Source organism: Blautia sp. HA3515 (genome assembly GCF_059933065.1).
Map to the genome: position 1 here is coordinate 19,410 of NZ_JAYFUY010000028.1, position 19,073 is coordinate 38,482.

The 19,073-nt window shown below is 44.7% G+C and carries 16 protein-coding genes and 5 pseudogenes; 19 read left to right on the top strand and 2 right to left on the bottom strand.

Going from position 1 to position 19,073, the window contains the following annotated elements:
- Positions 1-8: 8 nt before the first annotated feature.
- Entirely contained in the window at positions 9-1,190 is a 1,182-nt protein-coding gene (gene thiI, locus R1Y93_RS01635; protein WP_500821393.1) for a tRNA uracil 4-sulfurtransferase ThiI, read from the top strand.
- A 52-nt stretch (positions 1,191-1,242) separates the two neighbouring features.
- Here the strand turns inward: thiI and R1Y93_RS01640 are convergent, their stop codons facing one another.
- On the bottom strand, positions 1,243-1,479 hold the full coding sequence (locus tag R1Y93_RS01640; protein WP_158421087.1) for an HPr family phosphocarrier protein: 237 nt from the start codon (positions 1,477-1,479) through the stop codon (positions 1,243-1,245).
- A gap of 272 nt (positions 1,480-1,751) precedes the next feature.
- On the opposite strand from R1Y93_RS01640, the gene mtaB reads away from it, so the two are divergent.
- The 9 genes and pseudogenes from mtaB to R1Y93_RS01685 all read left to right on the top strand — a co-directional run bounded on the left by mtaB (position 1,752) and on the right by R1Y93_RS01685 (position 8,803).
- The gene (mtaB, locus tag R1Y93_RS01645) at positions 1,752-3,071 is read left to right on the top strand and encodes a tRNA (N(6)-L-threonylcarbamoyladenosine(37)-C(2))-methylthiotransferase MtaB (protein WP_500821394.1); all 1,320 of its coding nucleotides are present in this window, start codon (positions 1,752-1,754) and stop codon (positions 3,069-3,071) included.
- Between the two features lie 62 nt (positions 3,072-3,133).
- On the top strand, positions 3,134-3,406 hold the full coding sequence (locus R1Y93_RS01650) for an IreB family regulatory phosphoprotein (protein WP_158421089.1): 273 nt from the start codon (positions 3,134-3,136) through the stop codon (positions 3,404-3,406).
- 2 nt (positions 3,407-3,408) lie between these two features.
- Positions 3,409-3,858: a Holliday junction resolvase RuvX gene (gene ruvX, locus R1Y93_RS01655; RefSeq protein WP_500821396.1), complete on the top strand. Its 450-nt coding sequence runs from the start codon at positions 3,409-3,411 to the stop codon at positions 3,856-3,858.
- Positions 3,858-4,112 carry a DUF1292 domain-containing protein gene (locus R1Y93_RS01660; RefSeq protein ID WP_158421091.1) on the top strand — a complete coding sequence of 85 codons (255 nt, stop codon included), beginning with the start codon at positions 3,858-3,860 and terminating at the stop codon, positions 4,110-4,112. The genes ruvX and R1Y93_RS01660 overlap by 1 nt, the downstream gene beginning before the upstream one ends.
- A 71-nt stretch (positions 4,113-4,183) precedes the next feature.
- Positions 4,184-6,096: pseudogene (locus tag R1Y93_RS01665) on the top strand (ribonuclease J).
- Between the two features lie 26 nt (positions 6,097-6,122).
- A complete protein-coding gene (locus R1Y93_RS01670) occupies positions 6,123-6,467 on the top strand; it encodes a YlbF/YmcA family competence regulator (protein WP_500821397.1) in 345 nt (114 codons plus the stop codon).
- Between the two features lie 38 nt (positions 6,468-6,505).
- Entirely contained in the window at positions 6,506-6,910 is a 405-nt protein-coding gene (locus R1Y93_RS01675) for an endolytic transglycosylase MltG (RefSeq protein WP_500821398.1), read from the top strand.
- Positions 6,907-7,588 (top strand): annotated as a pseudogene (locus R1Y93_RS01680) (O-methyltransferase). Before R1Y93_RS01675 ends, R1Y93_RS01680 begins: the two are co-directional and overlap by 4 nt.
- A pseudogene (locus tag R1Y93_RS01685) lies at positions 7,563-8,803 on the top strand (peptidase U32 family protein). Before R1Y93_RS01680 ends, R1Y93_RS01685 begins: the two co-directional pseudogenes overlap by 26 nt.
- A 42-nt stretch (positions 8,804-8,845) precedes the next feature.
- Here the strand turns inward: R1Y93_RS01685 and sigK are convergent.
- Positions 8,846-9,487, bottom strand: coding sequence for an RNA polymerase sporulation sigma factor SigK (sigK, locus tag R1Y93_RS01690; RefSeq protein WP_500821399.1), 642 nt, complete (start codon positions 9,485-9,487; stop codon positions 8,846-8,848).
- Positions 9,488-9,804: 317 nt separating this feature from the next.
- Here sigK and R1Y93_RS01695 point away from each other — a divergent pair.
- From R1Y93_RS01695 to purB, 9 genes and pseudogenes are all read left to right on the top strand, one after another.
- Positions 9,805-11,471 (top strand): annotated as a pseudogene (locus tag R1Y93_RS01695) (DUF5717 family protein).
- Positions 11,369-12,111 (top strand): annotated as a pseudogene (locus R1Y93_RS01700) (DUF5717 family protein). Before R1Y93_RS01695 ends, R1Y93_RS01700 begins: the two co-directional pseudogenes overlap by 103 nt.
- Before the next feature lie 11 nt (positions 12,112-12,122).
- Positions 12,123-13,199 carry a DUF5717 family protein gene (locus R1Y93_RS01705; RefSeq protein WP_500821400.1) on the top strand — a complete coding sequence of 359 codons (1,077 nt, stop codon included), beginning with the start codon at positions 12,123-12,125 and terminating at the stop codon, positions 13,197-13,199.
- Positions 13,200-13,202: 3 nt separating this feature from the next.
- Positions 13,203-14,483: a DUF5716 family protein gene (locus R1Y93_RS01710; protein WP_500821401.1), complete on the top strand. Its 1,281-nt coding sequence runs from the start codon at positions 13,203-13,205 to the stop codon at positions 14,481-14,483.
- 13 nt (positions 14,484-14,496) lie between these two features.
- The gene (locus R1Y93_RS01715) at positions 14,497-15,279 is read left to right on the top strand and encodes a hypothetical protein (RefSeq protein ID WP_500821402.1); all 783 of its coding nucleotides are present in this window, start codon (positions 14,497-14,499) and stop codon (positions 15,277-15,279) included.
- A gap of 178 nt (positions 15,280-15,457) precedes the next feature.
- The gene (locus R1Y93_RS01720; protein WP_500821403.1) at positions 15,458-16,357 is read left to right on the top strand and encodes a transporter substrate-binding domain-containing protein; all 900 of its coding nucleotides are present in this window, start codon (positions 15,458-15,460) and stop codon (positions 16,355-16,357) included.
- Between the two features lie 110 nt (positions 16,358-16,467).
- On the top strand, positions 16,468-17,118 hold the full coding sequence (locus R1Y93_RS01725; RefSeq protein ID WP_158421100.1) for an amino acid ABC transporter permease: 651 nt from the start codon (positions 16,468-16,470) through the stop codon (positions 17,116-17,118).
- Between the two features lie 14 nt (positions 17,119-17,132).
- A complete protein-coding gene (locus tag R1Y93_RS01730) occupies positions 17,133-17,819 on the top strand; it encodes an amino acid ABC transporter ATP-binding protein (protein WP_500821404.1) in 687 nt (228 codons plus the stop codon).
- 146 nt (positions 17,820-17,965) lie between these two features.
- Positions 17,966-19,073: adenylosuccinate lyase (gene purB / locus R1Y93_RS01735; RefSeq protein WP_500821405.1), on the top strand; the 1,108-nt coding region annotated here is incomplete at its 3' end.

Consider the following 19,073-nt stretch of genomic DNA (forward strand, 5'->3'; position numbering starts at 1 on the left):
GAGAATTAATGATATATCATGCATTTTTGATCAAGTATGCAGAGATTGCCATCAAGGGAAAGAACAGATATCTGTTTGAGGATGCCCTTGTAAAGCAGATGAATATTGCCCTTTCTGCAATAGAAGGGGATTTCAGGGTTGTTAAGGAGCAGGGACGCATTTATGTATTCTGCCCGGAAGAATATGATTATGAAGATACAGTGGCAGCTCTGAAAAGGGTATTTGGCATCGTATATATCTGCCCTGTTGTGATTTATGAAGATCAGGGCTTTGACCAGATGGCAAAGGATGTGGTTTCTTATATGCAGGCATGCCATCCAGGATATGCAGGCACTTTTAAGGTCTATACAAGAAGGGCAAAGAAATCTTACCCCATTCCATCTATGGAAGTAAGTGCAAAGCTTGGAGGTAGTATTCTGGATGCCTTTCCGGAGGCAAAGGTAGATGTACATGAGCCTGCGCTTACACTTTCCGTGGAGATCCGTGAGAAGATTTATGTTTATTCTCAGGCTATCAAGGGACCAGGCGGTATGCCGGTTGGAACAAATGGCAAGGCAATGCTTCTGCTTTCCGGCGGTATTGACAGTCCGGTAGCAGGATATATGATCGCAAAACGTGGAGTGAAGATTGAGGCTGTTTATTTCCATGCTCCGCCGTACACCAGTGAGCGTGCAAAGCAGAAGGTTGTGGATCTGGCAAAGCTGGTAGCAAAATACAGCGGTCCTATCCGCCTCCATGTAGTAAACTTTACCGATATTCAGTTATATATTTATGATCAGTGTCCACATGATGAACTGACCATTATCATGCGCCGCTATATGATGAGGATCGCAGAGCATTTTGCTAAGAAGGACAATTGTCTGGGATTGATCACAGGAGAGAGCATCGGTCAGGTGGCCAGTCAGACCCTGCAGAGCCTTGCTGCTACCAATGAGGTGTGTACACTGCCTGTATACAGACCTGTGATCGGATTTGATAAGCAGGAGATCGTGGAAAGAGCCTGGGAGATCGGAACATACGATACTTCTGTCCTTCCTTATGAAGATTGCTGTACCATTTTTGTGGCAAAGCATCCGGTAACAAAGCCAAATCTGAAGGTGATCAGCCGTTCAGAGGAGAAGCTTTCTGAGAAGATCCAGGAGCTGATGGATGAGGCATTAAGAACCACAGAAGTGATTGAGATAAGATAAAAAAAGAGGAACTGTGTACAGTTCCTCCCCAGATGGCTGGTGATGACGAAAATTATTCTACAGTATATTTCTGGATAATATCCATTACACCGTCAAGTGCGGATCCGTCAGCGTGGATGTTCAGGTCGATAGGCTTGGATAAGTCAAGGCTGAAGATACCCATGATTGACTTAGCGTCAATAACATATCTGCCGGATACTAAATCAAAGTCACAGTCAAATTTGCTGATTTCATTAACGAATGCTTTCACCTTGTCAATAGAGTTAAGTGAGATTTTTACTGTTTTCATTTTAATAACCTCCCTTGGGATAATTGTTATTTGTAACGGTTCAGTAACTGACAGGATGCTGCCGGCTGAATTGTTACGTTATCTTACAGGTTTCATCTTACCTGTGCGTATACTAAAAGTCAAGGTGAAAAGAGATAAAAAAAATCGAAAGAATTAGTGAAATTGTATAAAAAATAAAAACGCTGCAGAAGCATGTTATACGTTGTATGACGCACATCTTGCAGTAAGAATGCCTGTAGGCATTCATGAAAGGAAAGTAGGAATCGGAAAATATGAAGAAAAAAGCAGCACTGCATAACCTGGGCTGCAAGGTAAATGCCTATGAGGTAGAGGCCATGCAGCAGCTTTTGGAACAGGCCGGATATGAGATCGTACCTTTTGAACCTGGGGCAGATGTTTATGTGATCAATACATGCACTGTTACCAATATCGCAGACCGTAAATCAAGACAGATGCTTCATAAAGCAAAAAAAATGAATCCGGAAGCAGTGGTAGTGGCTACCGGGTGTTATGTGCAGACTGATCAGGGAAAACTGGATAAGGATCCGGCGGTGGATCTGATCCTTGGAAATAACCAGAAAAAGAACATTGTACAGGCGCTGGAGGAATATCAGGAAGCAAGGGAAAAGACTGCCCATGTGATCAAAATCAACCAGACAAAAGAATACGAAGAACTGACTATCCAGAAAACAGCAGAGCATGTGCGTGCTTATATCAAGGTACAGGATGGATGCAATCAGTTCTGTACTTATTGTATCATTCCTTATGCAAGAGGCAGAGTCCGCAGCAGGAAAGCAGAACATGTGCTGGAGGAAGTGCAGGCACTGGCGGATGCAGGATACAAGGAAGTGGTGCTTACAGGGATCCATTTGTCTTCCTATGGTGTGGATTTTCCGGAAGAAGAAAAAGAAACACTTCTGTCCCTGATACAGAAAGTACACCAGATCGACGGGATCCGGCGGATCCGCCTGGGTTCCCTGGAGCCTGGGATCGTAACACGGGAGTTTGCCCAGACTTTATCCGGCCTTCCGAAAATCTGTCCCCATTTTCATCTTTCCTTACAAAGCGGCTGTGATGCAACGCTTCAGCGTATGAACCGGAGATACAGAAGTGATGAATACAGGCAGAAGTGTGAGCTGTTGCGGGAATATTTCTCTAATCCTGCGCTGACCACAGATGTGATCGTAGGTTTTCCAATGGAAACAGAAGAAGAGTTTTTACAGTCAAAGAATTTTGTGGACAGCATTCATTTTTATGAAACCCATATTTTTAAATATTCCATGCGTCAGGGCACTAAGGCAGCAGCTATGGAAGGACAGATCCCGGAGCCTGTAAAAGCAGGACGCAGTGATCAGATGCTTCAGATGCATCACATTCATGCGGCTGAATATGAAAGATCTCTTCTTGGGCAGAAGCTGGAAGTGCTTCTGGAAGAAGAAATCCAGGTAAATGACAGAGAATATTATTTGGGACACAGTAAGGAGTATGTAAAGTTGGCAGTGGAGAAATCCAAAGGGTATGGTATAAATGATATTATCACACTTCAGGCAGAGGACTTTTTGGACCAGCATATGCTCCTTGGAAAGTTTTGATTGTATTTTACTGAGAATTATATTATTATAAAAAAGAAATAATTTTAAGGACGTGAGAGACAATGGCAGAGAACAATCTGGGAAGTACACAGTATTTCCGTTCAAAACCGGATCAGGATCTGGAAGTTAAGGAGATCCTTGACCTGGTGTACAATGCAATGGAAGAAAAGGGATACAATCCTGTGAATCAGATCGTTGGTTATATTATGTCTGGTGATCCCACTTATATCACCAGCCATAAGGGAGCCAGAAGCATGATCATGAAAGTGGAACGTGACGAACTGGTAGAAGAGCTTCTTACCGAGTATATTAAGAACAGATCCTGGGAAGGCTGATTATGAGAATTCTGGGATTAGATTACGGTTCTAAGACTGTGGGAGTTGCAGTGAGTGATCCGTTAGGCATAACAGCACAGGGTGTGAGTACGATCTGGCGCAAGCAGGAGAATAAGCTTCGCCAGACACTTGCACAGATCGAGAAACTTGTGGAGGATTACCAGGTGGAACGGATTGTACTTGGATATCCTAAGAACATGAATAATACAGTAGGAGAGCGGGCTTTGAAATCTCTGGAATTTAGAGAAATGCTGGAGAGACGTACAGGCCTGCCTGTTGTTATGTGGGACGAAAGACTGACTACAGTAGAAGCGAACCGTACATTAATGGAATCAGGAGTAAGGCGTGAGAACCGCAAACAGTATCTGGATGAGCTGGCGGCTATTTTTATTTTGCAGAGTTACCTGGACGCATACGGACGGGAAGATGCAGTGAGAGAGGTTAATATCTGATGGAAAAGATCAAATTTCAGTCCGAGGACGGAATCGTAGAATTTTATGTTGAAGAGCAGACCACAATTGCAGGGATCACCTATCTTCTTGTTTCTGATTCACAGGATGATGAAGCAAATGCCTATATTTTGAAGGATATCTCTGAGAAAGACAGTCAGGAAGCCTGTTATGAGATGATCCAGGATGATTCGGAGCTTGAAGCTATATCCAGAGTCTTTGCCCAAATGTTAGATGACGTGGACCTTGAAGCATAAAATGGAGGACGAAGCGATTGAAAAGCGAAAACAATGAGAACAGGAACAGCAGCGGGCAGTCACCGGCTGCTATGTGGGGAACCAAAAAACAGTCCACAAACACAAAACAGAAAAATTATAATTATAAATACAAATCAAAATCAGGCTACAACAGACAGAATCCGAAAAGTACAGGCAAGCCGGCAGTAAAAGCTGCTGCGAAACCAGAAACAAAGGCAGTTGTAAAGCCATCACCAAAGTCGGCAGAAAAACTGGCAGAAAAGCCATCCAGGCAGCTCCCAAAGAATCCTGTAAAGGCTGTGGCAAAAAGAGGCAGAAAGTCCGGTTATACAGGCAAGAAGCTGAAGATCATCCCACTGGGAGGACTTGAGCAGATCGGTATGAACATTACAGCTTTTGAATATGATGACAGCATTGTAGTAGTGGACTGCGGTCTTGCTTTCCCTGAGGATGATATGCTGGGCATCGACCTGGTGATCCCCGGATGTGACTTATTTAAAAGATAATATTTCAAAGGTTAAAGGATTTGTGATCACACATGGTCATGAGGATCATATCGGGGCATTACCTTATGTGCTCCGGGATGTAAATGTGCCGATCTATTCCACAAAGCTGACATTGGCGCTGATCGCCAACAAGCTGAAAGAGCACAATCTTACCAGGACAACCAAATTAAAAGAAGTAAAGCATGGACAGGTTATCAATCTTGGTGATTTTTCCATTGAATTTATTAAAACAAACCACAGTATCCAGGATGCATCAGCCCTGGCTATTTACTCGCCGGTAGGCATTGTTGTCCACACCGGAGACTTTAAGGTGGATTATACACCTGTATTCGGAGATGCCATTGACCTGCAGCGTTTTGCAGAAATAGGCAGGAAGGGCGTGCTGGCATTGATGTGCGATAGTACCAATGCAGAGCGTCCGGGATTTACCATGTCTGAGCGGACAGTGGGGCATGTTTTTGACAATCTGTTTAATGAGCATAAATCTTCCAGGATCATTATTGCCACTTTTGCTTCCAACGTAGACCGTGTACAGCAGATCATTAATACTGCATATCGGTTTGGCAGGAAGGTGGCAGTAGAAGGCCGCAGTATGGTAAATGTTATCACCACTGCGGCAGAGTTGGGATATCTTCGGGTGCCGGATCAGACATTGATCGAGATCGATCAGGTGAAGAATTATCCGGATGAGCAGGTAGCACTGATCACTACCGGAAGCCAGGGAGAGTCTATGGCAGCACTTTCCCGTATGGCAGCCAATATCCATAAGAAGATCACTATCAAGCCTAATGATACGATTATTTTCAGCTCCAACCCTATCCCTGGCAATGAGAAGGCTGTATCCAAAGTGATCAATGAGCTTTCCATGAAGGGGGCAAAGGTTATTTTCCCAGGATGCCCATGTTTCCGGACATGCCTGCCAGGAGGAGATCAAGCTTCTCTATTCCCTTGTTCGTCCTAAGTATGCCATTCCTGTACATGGTGAGTACCGCCATTTGACTGCACAGAAGCATGTTGCAGAAGAATTGGGATATTCTGATGAGAATATATTCATTCTTTCATCTGGCTGTGTGCTTGAGATGGATGGCCAGGGTGCTGAAGTAACTGGCAAGGTGCATACTGGTGCGATCCTTGTGGATGGACTTGGTGTAGGTGATGTAGGGAATATTGTGCTCCGTGACCGTCAGCATCTTGCAGAAGACGGGATCATGATCGTTGTTATGACACTTGAGCGTCACAGCAATGTAGTTCTTGCAGGACCGGATATTGTTTCAAGAGGATTTGTCTATGTGAGGGAATCAGAGGACTTGATGGATCATGCCAGAGAGACAGTGGAGAATGCACTGGATGAATGTCTGGAGAAGAATATCACAGACTGGAGCAAGATCAAGACAAATGTGAAAGATGCATTAAGCGATTATGTATGGAAGCGGACAAAGAGAAGTCCCATGATCCTGCCCATTATTATGGAGGCATAGTCTCCAGGGAGGTACAAAAGAAATAAATGGATACCACAGTAATTGAAGAAAAGATCGATTCCCTGCTGGATGCTGTTAAAAACAGCAGGGAATATCAGGAATACAAAAAACAGGAAGAACTCCTGGATCAGGATCCGGATCTGAAGGCAAGGGTTTTTCAATTCCGCAGTAATAATTTCCGGATGCAGAATGAGACCGGAAGGGATGACCTGTTCCAGGCGGCAGAACAGCTGTCACGGGAGTCCAAAGAGCTTCGCAGGAATCCCCAGGTGAATGCATATCTGGATGCGGAGCTTGCCTTATGCAGGCTGATGCAGAAAATCTGTATCCGTGTGACAGAAGGAATCCATATACAGATTCCGGAGTTCTGACAGGCAGCCACAGGAAAGCCTATGTAAAGGAGGTTGTAATGGGAAATACCAGAGACAAGATAGGAAAAGCCGGACTGGTTTTTGCCGGCGGGGTGTTCCGGATCGCATTGTACGTATGCGTTGCAGTTTTTATATTCTGGGCAGGAAAGACTACCTATCAGTTTGGATATGACATATTTAACCAACAGGGAATGAGCCCTGGGGATGGACAGGAAGTAACTGTTGTTATCCCGGAAGGATCTTCCGAATATCAGATCGGAGAGATTCTGGAAGCCAAAGGACTGATCAAGGATGCCAAGGTGTTCTATGTACAGGAGAAATTATCCAATTACAAAGGAAAGCTGAAAGCCGGTACATATTTGCTCAGTACAGCATATACACCTACCAGGATCATGGGGATCCTTGCAGGAGATACAGAGCAGGAAGGGGTAAGCAATTCGTGATCGTAGAAGAGAGAATGCGGACCTTTATCAATTCCCTGGATACCGGGAATACACCGTTTCTTGAAGAACTGGAGCAGTATGCTTTGCAGGAAAGGGTTCCGGTGATCCGCAGGGAAATGCAAAGCTTCATAAAGATGCTTCTGGCATTACAAAGACCGAAGCGCATTCTTGAGGTGGGGACAGCCATTGGCTTCTCCACACTTCTTATGTGCGAATACGGTCCTGCAGACTAGACATGACCACTATAGAAAATTACGAAAAAAGAATTCCCCTGGCAAAGGAGAACTTCAGAAAAGCCTAGGCAGGAGTCAGAAGATTCTCACCCTTCTGGAAGGGGACGCAACAAAGATACTGGCCGGTCTTTCTGGCTCTTATGACCTGATCTTTATGGATGCTGCAAAGGGACAGTACATCCACTGGCTTCCGGATGTGATTCGCCCTGCTGTGAAGAAAGGCGGGGTTCTTTTGTCTGACAATGTGCTGCAGGATGGGAATCTGATAGAGTCCCATTACATTGTGGAAAGGCGTGACCGGACGATCTACAAAAGAATGCGGGAGTATCTGTATCAGCTGAAACATGATCCATTACTGGAAACCTCCATTCTTCCCCTGGGAGACGGAGTGACTGTAAGTGTGAAGAAGGAGGAAAAAAATGGGAGAGCCATTAAAAAAGCCTGAACTGCTTGTTCCGGCCAGTAGTCTGGAAGTACTGAAGATCGCAGTTATTTTCGGAGCCGATGCAGTATATATCGGTGGAGAAGCTTTCGGACTTCGTGCAAAAGCAAAGAACTTTTCTCATGAAGATATGTTTCAGGGGATTGCCTTTGCCCATGAGCATGGAGTGAAGGTATATGTTACTGTGAATATCCTGGCGCATAATTATGACCTGGACGGGGTGCGGGAGTATTTAAAAGAATTAAAGGAACTGAAACCGGACGGACTGATCATTGCAGATCCGGGTATATTTACCTATGCCAGGGAGATCTGCCCTGAGATCGAATGCCATATCAGTACACAGGCCAATAATACCAATTATGAAACTTTCCTTTTCTGGTACAGGCTTGGAGCAAAGCGTGTAGTCACAGCCAGGGAGTTGTCTTTGGAAGAGATCCGCCAGTATCCTGGCGCATATTCCGGATGATCTGGAGATAGAAACCTTTGTCCATGGTGCAATGTGTATCTCTTATTCCGGCCGCTGTCTTCTCAGTAATTATATGGTGGGAAGAGATGCCAACCGGGAGAGCCTGCACCCATCCTTGCAGATGGAAATATTCTATCGTAGAGGAGAAGCGTCCTGGCGAATATATGCCGGTTTATGAAAATGAAAGAGGCACTTACATTTTTAACTCCAAGGATCTTTGCATGGTAGAGCATATGGACGACATCATGACCAGCGGCATCGACAGTCTGAAGATCGAAGGCAGGATGAAAACAGCCCTGTATGTTGCAACAGTTGCCCGTACCTACAGGAAGGCTATTGATGATTATATGGAATCCCCTGAAAAATATCAGGCGAATATGCCCTGGTATCAGGAACAGATTTCAAACTGTACCTATCGTCAGTTTACAACCGGGTTCTTTTACGGGAAGCCGGACAGCAATACCCAGATTTATACAGATAATACCTATGAGAAGAATTTTACTTATCTGGGTTTTGCAGAGGCTGTTGATGAAAGCGGCCGTATACAGATCACGCAGAGAAATAAATTTTCCGTAGGTGAAACCATACAGATCATGAAGCCGGACGGACAGAATCTGGATGTGACTGTCCGTGGGATCTACGACTGTGATGGCACATCTATGGAGAGTGCACCTCATGCCCAGCAGAAGCTGTGGATCGATCTTGGAGCAGATATCCAGGAGTATGATATCCTGCGAAGAGAGGAAGAATAATAGACATATTTACGATGACCGTGAATGCAGAACGGTTGCTGTTTATGAAAAATGCCTTTGCCCGGCCGGAAATAATTTCCGAAGCTTGGTCAGGGCATTTTTTTCAATGCGGGAAACATAGGAACGGCTGATGCCCATCTGTCTGGCAATTTCCTTCTGTGTCAGCTCCTGCTGGCCGAAAAGACCGAAACGGCGGCGGATCACCTGGTATTCCCGGGCATTTAAAACCTTATCTATGGACTGAAAAAGAAGCTTTAAATCTTCACGTATGGAATAATCTTCCACCACATCGACTAGAGGACTTTCAATCACATCTAAAAGGCTGATCTCGTTTCCTTCTTTATCCGTGCCAATGGGTTCATAAAGAGAAATCTCCCTGGAAAATTTTTTTCTGGAGCGGAACATCATAAGGAGTTCATTATCAATACATCGAGCTGCATAGGTGGACAACCGGGTGGATTTGCTAAGATCAAAGGTGGAGATCGCCTTGATCAGACCGATGGTGCCGATGGAAATCAGATCATCCAGGTCTTCCTCGCCGCCCTGATACTTTTTAACGATATGGGCTACAAGACGGAGGTTGCGCTCTATCAGGATTTTCTTTGCCTCTTCATTTCCCTCCTGGTATTGCTGAAGATAGAAGCGTTCCTGCGCAGGAGTCAGGGGTTTCTGGAAAGTCTTCAAGTCCGCACCTCGAAAGGGATTTCTCTATATTCTATGCTGCAAAATGGAGGCTGGTGCTTTTCCAACTTGGATTTGCTTCTAATTTTGCGTTGAAATAGAGCGGTAAAATCATTATAATGGAAAACAGTACAGTGAATAACAAAAGACAGTAAGGTGAAGGAATCTTGAAGAAAAAAAACAGAACAGCTATTAAATGGAAAATTTGAATATGAACAAGCCCCATCTTCTTTTTTCAAAAGAAAAGATTTCCCTGACCCTGAAAAGCAGGGGAGACCAGACGAGGTGAGGTATATATTGGAACCGAAGATAACTGCAGGATCCGGGGATATGTTACATCCTCCTCCAGACGGCTGGTGCCGGGTCTTGATAAGTTTACAGGAACAACAGTCTGCCTGCCATATGGTGTTGATGCAGTAGGCATGGAACCAGGACAGGATCTGGAAGGCTGGATCTGCTTTACCACCAATATCGGAGAATACAGACTTGGTTTTGAGATACATGTAGAAAAAGAAGAATTAAAAACAGCGAAAGGTATAGTTAGTGATCTGGAAAAGTTCCGCCAGATCGCAAAAAAGGATTTCAGAGAAGCCTTTCTATTTTTACTGATCCTTCTTTTTCCTCTTCTTTGTTAAAGAATGAAGAGGAACAGAAAAAGGCTCTTTTTGCCGGCCTTTCCAGACAGCCGGTGACTTACCAGCATCTGGAGGAATTTCTCATCGGCATTGGCATGAAAGAGCAGGTGAGCGTTTCTTTGAAAGACCCTGGTGCCAGATACTACGAAGTGAAGCAGGATATGCAGGAGGCTTTTCATATCCACAGAAGCGGATGGGGACATCTGCGTCTGGAAATAGAAGCATATGGAGATTTCCTGGAGATTCCCAAAAAGGTTGTTACAGATGAAGATTTTATCGGCAGCTATTATGAAGTGGATTATCTGATCAGCTGTGACAAGCTGGGGGCAGGCAACCAGTTCGGTAAGATCGTAGTAAAAAGTCCTTATCAGCAGCTTACATATGAACTTCTGGTGTCACGAACACCAAAGGTAGAGGTTAATGTTCGGGTGGTGGAGGAGCAGCACAAACTGGCTATCCTTAAGGACTATCTGGATTTCAGGTGCAATAAGATGGATGCTTCCACATGGGCGGCAAGCACTCATTATGAGCTGAACCAGCTGCGTGAAAATGGATGTGATTATCCGGAATATCAGATGTATGAAGCTTTTCTGCTCCATCAGGAAGGAAATGATGAAGGAGCAGTGCAGATCCTTGAAAAATACCAGGACAAAGCCTTTACAAAGGATGACCTGGAATTTGCAGGATTTTACTTGTATTTGTGTGTGGAAACAGGGATTTACAGAGATCAGGAGCAGGCTCTTAGGAAGCTTCGCAATTTCCACATGCAGAAAGAGGATAGTTTTACTCTTTTATGGGTATTGCTAAGAAAGGATCCTGAGCTTTGCCAGTCATCATCCAAGGCGATCTTTATGATGGAGGAGCTTTATGAAAAAGGCTGTAAAAGTCCGTTTTTATATCTGGAGGCCTGGGAACTGGTAAGCAGGAATATTTCCCTTCTGCACAGATTAAATGGGTTCTGGGTACAGGTGTTTTTGTTTGCTGCAAGAAGGGATCTTCTTACCCCAGAGCTGGCCATGCGTATTGCCTATCTGTCCGGATATGAGAAGAATTATAATGCAAGCCTTTATCGTGTACTGGCAAAAGGGTACGAGTGCTTTCCATCTGAGGATACCCTGGAAGCAGTGTGCAAATATATCATAAAAGGGGATGCCAGGAAGCCTGAGTACTTTATATGGTACAGCCCGGGCTGTACAGCAGGGGACTGCGGATCACCAGATTGTATGAGTACTATGTGGAGACCATGGATATGGCAGGCCAGCAGGAACTGCCTAAGCCTCTGCTTATGTATTTTACTTATAATAATGATACGCTGGGGGATAGCAAGAAAGCGTTCATTTATTCCAGGGTGATTGCGGATAAAGAAGCAGATCCTGCAAATTACCAGAGTTATCAGAAGAGCATGGCTGCTTTTGCAAAGAAAAAGCTGTCAAAGGATGTATGAATGAACATTATGCGGCAATCTATCAGGAATTTCTTACAGATCCAAAGACAAAGGAAGAGGCAAATGCTATTGCCGGCAGGATGTTTACTTACCGGCTCTTCTGTGATGATAAGAAGATCCGCAGTGTGATCGTAAAGCACAGCCAGATGGCTGAGGAAGAAGTGTATCCTTGCGTACAGGGGGTGGCCTACCCTAGGATCTATACAGAGGATGCGGTGATCCTTTTCCAGGATGAGCAGCAGAGACGGTATGCTTCTACAGTAGGATATAATCTGAAAAAGATGTTGGATGAAGAAGAGATGATGCCAAAGGTGCTGTCTTTTGGTGTGGAGGAGACAGGTGTGCTGCTTCACTACTGTATGGAGCATCCTATTTCCAGGGATGATCTGGAACTTTTCCAGAAACTGGCCGGACTTCCTGGAGCGAGCTGTGATTACAGGAGAGGGATCCGCAAAGAGATCCTGGATTATTATGCTGGTCATATCCATGGGGAAGACCTGGACGGATACCTGGAAAAGGGCTGGACTGCAGGGAATATGCACTGGTAGACAGGGAAACCTTGCTGTCTGTACTGATCTCCAGAGGGCTTTTTCCGCAGGCAGCAGCCATTGTGGAAGAGTTCGGCTTTGAAGGACTGGATATGAAGAGCCTTCTGAAGCTGGTAAGCAGGATGATCATCCGCTGTGAAATGGCAGAGGACGAAGAATTGCTGGCGCTGGCATCTGAAGTATACAGAAGCGGGATTTATGATGAAGTGATCCTTCAGTATCTGATGAAGTACAGGTTTGGGCCAATGGACGAGATGTTTTCTATCTGGAAAAGCGCCAAAGGCTTTGAAATGGATACTTACGATATGGAAGAAAAGCTGCTGGGGCTTCTGATCTTTACCTCTGATTATCGAAAAGAGGGAGAGAGTATTCTGGCAGATTATATTAAGCATAAAGGAAAAGAAAGACTGATCGGCGCTTATCTGACACAGGTGGCATATGGGATTTTTGTTAAAGAGTTTTCCATGAGCAGTCTTGTGAAAAAATCCCTGAAAAAAGCATATTTGGAAAAGTGGCCGGTGGACTTAGTCTGCCATCTGGCACTTTTTAAAGAACTTGTAAGGGAAAAAGGAAAAAGCGAAGAGATCCTTTCTATGGAGAGAGAGCTTCTGAAGGAATGCATGGACAGAAACATGGAGTTTGCCTTTTTCCATAAATTATCTGCAGAGCTTCTCAGCCCGTATCAGCTGGATGATAAGACATATGTAGAATTCCATGGCAGCCCAAAGTGTAAGGTTACACTGTTTTATGCATTGGATACTGGCCTTGGAGCAGAACCGGAATACAAAAATGAACCGCTTTATGATATATACGAAGGGATCCGCACAAAGTCATTTACACTTTTCTATGGGGAAACCCTGCATTATTACTTCCAGTCAGAATACAAAGGAAAAATAAAAAAGACTGCAGAACGTACTATGACTATGAGCCGGGTGGAAGGCGCACCTGGCAGCAAATATCAGATGATCAACCAGATCCTGTCAGCCAGAAAGCTGGACAAGGATGCAGAAGTAGCTGCAAAGCTGAAACAGTATCTGCGGCAGGAACAGTATGTGAATGAGATGTTTGTCATCAGGAAAGAGGACTAAGGGATGAATGAGATTCGGGACTTGATTATTGGGATTGACTTTGGCAAGGAATACTCCCAGATCTGTTATTATGACAGAAAGGGTGATGAGCCCAGGTCTGTTTCCATGAAGGTGGGCAGTGAACAGTTTGAAGCACCCACCCTTCTCTGCCACAGAGGAGAGCATAAGGATTATTGTGTAGGTCTGGAGGCTGAATATTTTGCAAGAGACCGTGGAGGTGTTCTGATCGACAACCTGTATGATCTTTGCAGGAAAGAGGAAGCAGTTCAGGTGGGCACTAAGACGAAACAGCCTTGGGAGCTGCTGGCAATATTTTTAAAAGGAATGCTGAAATTCTTAGGTGTAATGGATGTGGTGAAAAATACCAAATGTCTGGTGATCACTGTACAGGAACTGGATCAGGTGCAAGTTTCTAATCTTCAGAGAGCATGCCAGGCACTGGGCTTTCCAGAGGATAAGTATCTGCTTCTTGATTATGGAGAAAGCTTTTTCTACTATATTATGACCCAAAAAAGAGAGACCTGGAACCGAAGCGTAGGCTGGTATGATTTTAACGGGGACAGGGTGCGGTTTTGTAAGCTGGTGATGCAGGGCGGAGGTCCTGTACTGGTGCAGCTGGAAGATCTGGGAGATTGCAGCCTTACCGGGTTTTTGACGGAGGAGGCGGAAGCTTCCAGAGAAAAAGCAGCCCTGCACCGTGATTCGGATTTTCTGGGTTTTATTCAGAAAACTCTGGGAACAGATCTGTATTCCAGCATCCAGATCACCGGCAGAGGATTTGACCCAAAGTGGGCCAGGCAGTCTGTAAGACTATTGTGCCAGCAGAGAAGAAAAGTGTATTTTGGGAACAATCTTTTTGCAAAAGGAGCCTGCGGAGCAGGCAAGGAAAAAACAGAGGACAGGAATCTGAAAGGCTACCGCTATCTCAGTCCTTCCTTGGTGCTTACAGATGTAGGTATGGAGATGCGGGTGATGGGATCACCTACCTACTATCCGCTGATCCATGCAGGAATGAACTGGTATGAATGCAAAGCCGGTTGTGAACTGATCCTGGATGATACAAAGGAGCTGGTATTTGTGGTGAGTACCATGGGGCAGGAAGGGAAAAAACGTATTTCCATGGGGCTTCCAGGACTGCCTGTGCGTCCAAATAAAACTACCAGGCTTTCCCTGGAACTACAGTATATTTCCAAGGATCTGTGCAGGATCACAGTTAAGGATCTTGGATTTGGAGAAATGTACCCTTCCAGCGGCAAGGTATGGAAAGATTCCGTGAAGTGGTAAGGAGGAACAAGGAATGAGCGGATATATTTTATGTCAGACAAAAAAAGCCAGATCTCCTTATTTTATCCAGAATATCAGCACCAATATCTATACACTGGAAGAACTGTGCTATTATCTTTATCACAATATTTACCTGGTGGATCAGACGATCATCAATGAAGCCTTGTGCAGCTGGATCGCCCAGGAGCTGGAACTTCCCAGGCTGGCTGCAAAGCTTCGCCCCCATCTGGGCAAGTTTGCAAGTGCAGAGGATATTCTTTATCCTGTTTTCAAGGAGATCAATTATCTTACATATGAAGAGCTTCGCACATTAAATGCAAAGCTTTCTAAGATGGATGCAGAAGCCCCAGTAGTCCGTGAGAAGAAAAAGGGAGATGCACTGGTAGAGAACGGGATGCTGGTAAGTGCCATCCATGTATATGAGAAGCTTCTTCAAAAAGAAGGACTGGAGCAGGGACAGGCAGGGCTTACAGCACAGATCTATCACAATCTGGGGTGTGCCTGCAGCTATCTTTTCCAAATGGAAAAGGCGGTGGAATGCTTTTGGCATGCGTATCAGCTGGATGAAACAGAACAGTCCCTGATCACTTATCTTCTTGCTTATAAAAGCATCCGGACACCTATTGAATATGAAAGCCGTCTTACTGCCCTGAATGTGAGTGAACAGGCAAAGGAGGCTGTGCAGCAGGCTCTGGAACGGTTTGCCAAGAAGCCGGAGATACCGGTGTATTCTCAGCATATTGATGAGTGCCTGGAAAAATTTACAAAAGAATATCATAGAAGCACAGGTTCCTGAATAAAAACTCCTCTTGACAGCTATGGATTCCTATGCTACCATATCAACATGCTTTAATACGGTAGAGTGACTACGTACTAAAGAAATGGTAACGATTCATCAGGCAGTGAACAGTTACCAAAAGAATGGCTTTTGAACAGGAAGCTTTTTAAAGGAAGACGAAGAGGAGGATCAAAATATGAAGAAAAAGATGATGGCTGCAGTTCTGGCAGCAGTGATGGCAGTGGGAATGGTATCTGTTGTTCCGGTTTATGCAGATGCAGACAGCAAAACACTGGTGGTAGGTTTTGATGCAGAATATCCGCCTTTTGGATATATGAATGACGATGGAGAATATGTAGGCTTTGACCTTGATCTGGCTCAGAAGGTTTGCGACAATCTTGGCTGGGAGCTGGTAAAAACACCGATTATGTGGGACAGCAAGGATGCAGACCTGAATTCCGGTATTATTGACTGTATCTGGAATGGATTTACCATTAACGGCCGTGAGGATGATTATACATGGTCAGACCCATATCTGAATAATGAGCAGGTAATGGTTGTGGCAGCAGATTCCGGTATTGAGAAGCTGTCAGACCTGGCTGGTAAGAATGTGGTTGTACAGACTGCATCCGCTGCACTGGACGCACTGAACAATGATGACAATAAAGACCTGACAGCAAGCTTCGCTTCTCTTACTGAGAATGAGAATTACAATACAGCATTTATGAACCTGGATTCAGGTGCAGCAGATGCTATTGCTGTTGATATCGGAGTTGCTAAATATCAGCTGTCCAAAAGAGAAGAGGGCAAATATGTGATCATGGATGAGCCTATTCAGAGTGAGCAGTATGGTATCGGCTTTAAGAAGGGCAATGAAGAACTGAGAGATACTGTATGGGCAGAGGTTATGAAGCTGTATGAGGCTGGCGAAGTAGAGGAGCTTGCCCAGCAGTATGAGGTTGCTGATATGCTTTGCATCGGAGACGATGATGCACAGGAGACTTCTGAGGCAGAAGATGCACAGGCGGCAGATGACAGTGAAACAGAAACAGATACAGAAGCTGATACAGAAGCAGAAGAAACAGAGGCAGAGTGATAAATTTTGACGACGGCTGTATAGAGCCGGAAGAATAAAACAGGACGAATGTATAACAGACAGAGGGTACAGCTTGCACCCTCTGTTGTTGTGCTAATGGAGGAAAGTATATGGATTTAAGTACAATGCTGGAACAGCTGGCAGGCGGAATGGTCACTACTGTGGAAATTTTCTTTGTGACCTTGATCTGTTCCCTGCCGCTGGGGCTTCTCATATGTTTTGGGAGAATGTCAAAGAACAAAATACTGAAAGGAATCGTATCTGCGTATATTTCGGTGATGCGAGGAACACCGCTGATGCTGCAGCTGATGGTGGTATATTTTGGCCCTTACTTTATTTTTGGAATCCGTATATCCAGAGGTTACAGTCTGATCGCAGTATTTATCGGATTTGCCATCAATTATGCCGCTTATTTTGCTGAGATTTACAGAGGCGGGATCGAATCCATGCCTGCAGGACAGTATGAGGCAGCACAGATTCTTGGGTACAGCAAGTCCCAGACCTTTTTCAGGATCATCCTGCCACAGGTTATCAAAAGGATCCTTCCGTCTATCACCAATGAGGTGATCACTCTGGTAAAGGATACATCTCTTGCTTTTGTAGTATCTGTTGCCGAAATGTTTACCATTGCCAAACAGATTGCAAGTGCCCAGACTACCATGACTCCGTTTCTGGTTGCTGCCATTTTTTATTACATTTTTAACCTTATTGTAGCTGTAGCTATGAACAAGATTGAGAAAATGATGAATTACTACAAATAAGGGGGAAAAGTAAAATGATATTATTTGAAATGAAACATATTAAGAAAAGCTTTGGCGCTCTGGATGTGTTAAGAGATATCTCTCTGGAGGTAGATAAAGGAGAAGTGTTAAGCATCATTGGGCCTTCCGGTTCCGGAAAGTCCACGCTGCTTCGGTGTGCAACAGGGCTTGAGACACCAGATGCCGGCGAGATCGTAAAAAACGGGGAAGTAGGGCTTGTATTTCAGAACTTTAACCTTTTTCCCCATTTTTCTGTGATGAAAAACATTATTGATGCACCCATGCGTGTGCAGAAGCGCAAAAAAGAAGAGGTATTGGTACAGGCAAGAGAGCTTCTTAAAAAGATGGGGCTGGAAGGAAAGGAGGATGCATATCCTTATCAGCTGTCCGGCGGTCAGCAGCAAAGGGTTTCCATTGCAAGAGCACTTTGCATGAATCCGGATATTCTGTTTTTTGATGAGCCTACTTCTGCACTGGACCCAGAGCTTACCGGTGAGATCCTGAAGGTGATCAAGGCCCTTGCTGCAGAGCATATTACCATGGTGATCGTAACTCATGAAATGACTTTTGCAAGAGATATTTCAGACAGGATTATTTTTATGGATGATGGTGTGATCGCTGTAGAAGGCACACCCGAGCAGGTTTTTGCATCCGAACATGCCCGTATGAAGGAATTCCTGGGTAAATTCCATCAGGGTTGATGCCTTTTTGGTTGCTTTTGCATGGGCAATGTTATATAATTTTAAGCGAATGAGTATGTTTATCCGTAAAAAGCGGGGAAACATACATTTTATCATGTGCAGGAACTGCCAGTTCCTGAATATACAAAGAAAATAGGAGAACGAAGATGAGCACAGACAGATACACAAGTCCGTTATCCGAGCGTTATGCAAGCAGAGAGATGCAGTATATTTTTTCACAGGATATGAAGTTCCGTACCTGGAGAAAGCTGTGGATCGCACTTGCAGAGACAGAGAAAGAACTGGGGCTTCATATTACCCAGGAGCAGATCGATGAGATGAAAGCCCATGCAGAGGACATCAATTATGATGTGGCAAAAGCAAGGGAAAAGGAAGTCCGTCATGATGTAATGTCTCATGTGTACGCTTACGGAGTGCAGTGTCCCAAGGCAAAAGGAATCATCCATCTGGGAGCTACCTCCTGTTATGTAGGGGACAACACAGATATCATCATTATGGTAGAAGCATTGAAGCTGGTTCAGAAGAAGCTGGTGAATGTTATTGCAGAGCTGTCCAGGTTTGCAGACAAGTATAAGGATCAGCCCACACTGGCTTTTACACATTTTCAGCCTGCACAGCCTACCACAGTAGGGAAAAGAGCTACCTTATGGTGTCAGGAGTTCCTTATGGATCTGGAAGACCTGGAGTATGTACTGGGAACCATCAAGCTGCTTGGCTCCAAAGGTACTACAGGTACACAGGCAAGCTTCCTGGAGCTTTTTGACGGAAACCAGGAGACTATCGACAAGATCGATCCGATGATCGCACAGAAGATGGGATTTAAGGCATGCTATCCGGTATCCGGCCAGACCTATTCCAGAAAGGTTGATACCCGTGTTGCAAATATCCTTGCTGGTATTGCAGCCAGTGCACATAAGATGTCCAATGACATCCGTCTTTTACAGCATCTGAAAGAAGTGGAAGAGCCTTTTGAGAAGTCTCAGATCGGATCTTCTGCTATGGCATACAAGAGAAATCCTATGAGAAGTGAGCGTATTGCTTCTTTATCCAGATACGTGATGGTAGATGCGCTGAATCCAGCTATCACCTCTGCTACCCAGTGGTTTGAAAGAACTTTGGATGATTCAGCAAACAAGCGTCTTTCCATTCCGGAAGGATTCCTTGCTATTGATGGCATACTGGATCTGTGTCTGAATGTGGTTGACGGCCTGGTTGTTTATCCTAAGGTGATCGAGAAGCATATGATGGCTGAAC

Excerpts from the sequence above, each read along its gene's own strand:
- thiI (WP_500821393.1), top strand. The coding sequence starts at position 9 with ATGATATATCATGCATTTTTGATCAAGTATGCAGAGATTGCCATCAAG.
- R1Y93_RS01640 (WP_158421087.1), bottom strand. The coding sequence starts at position 1,479 with ATGAAAACAGTAAAAATCTCACTTAACTCTATTGACAAGGTGAAAGCA.
- mtaB (WP_500821394.1), top strand. The coding sequence starts at position 1,752 with ATGAAGAAAAAAGCAGCACTGCATAACCTGGGCTGCAAGGTAAATGCC.
- R1Y93_RS01650 (WP_158421089.1), top strand. The coding sequence starts at position 3,134 with ATGGCAGAGAACAATCTGGGAAGTACACAGTATTTCCGTTCAAAACCG.
- ruvX (WP_500821396.1), top strand. The coding sequence starts at position 3,409 with ATGAGAATTCTGGGATTAGATTACGGTTCTAAGACTGTGGGAGTTGCA.
- R1Y93_RS01660 (WP_158421091.1), top strand. The coding sequence starts at position 3,858 with ATGGAAAAGATCAAATTTCAGTCCGAGGACGGAATCGTAGAATTTTAT.
- R1Y93_RS01670 (WP_500821397.1), top strand. The coding sequence starts at position 6,123 with ATGGATACCACAGTAATTGAAGAAAAGATCGATTCCCTGCTGGATGCT.
- R1Y93_RS01675 (WP_500821398.1), top strand. The coding sequence starts at position 6,506 with ATGGGAAATACCAGAGACAAGATAGGAAAAGCCGGACTGGTTTTTGCC.
- R1Y93_RS01710 (WP_500821401.1), top strand. The coding sequence starts at position 13,203 with ATGAATGAGATTCGGGACTTGATTATTGGGATTGACTTTGGCAAGGAA.
- R1Y93_RS01715 (WP_500821402.1), top strand. The coding sequence starts at position 14,497 with ATGAGCGGATATATTTTATGTCAGACAAAAAAAGCCAGATCTCCTTAT.
- R1Y93_RS01720 (WP_500821403.1), top strand. The coding sequence starts at position 15,458 with ATGAAGAAAAAGATGATGGCTGCAGTTCTGGCAGCAGTGATGGCAGTG.
- R1Y93_RS01725 (WP_158421100.1), top strand. The coding sequence starts at position 16,468 with ATGGATTTAAGTACAATGCTGGAACAGCTGGCAGGCGGAATGGTCACT.
- R1Y93_RS01730 (WP_500821404.1), top strand. The coding sequence starts at position 17,133 with ATGATATTATTTGAAATGAAACATATTAAGAAAAGCTTTGGCGCTCTG.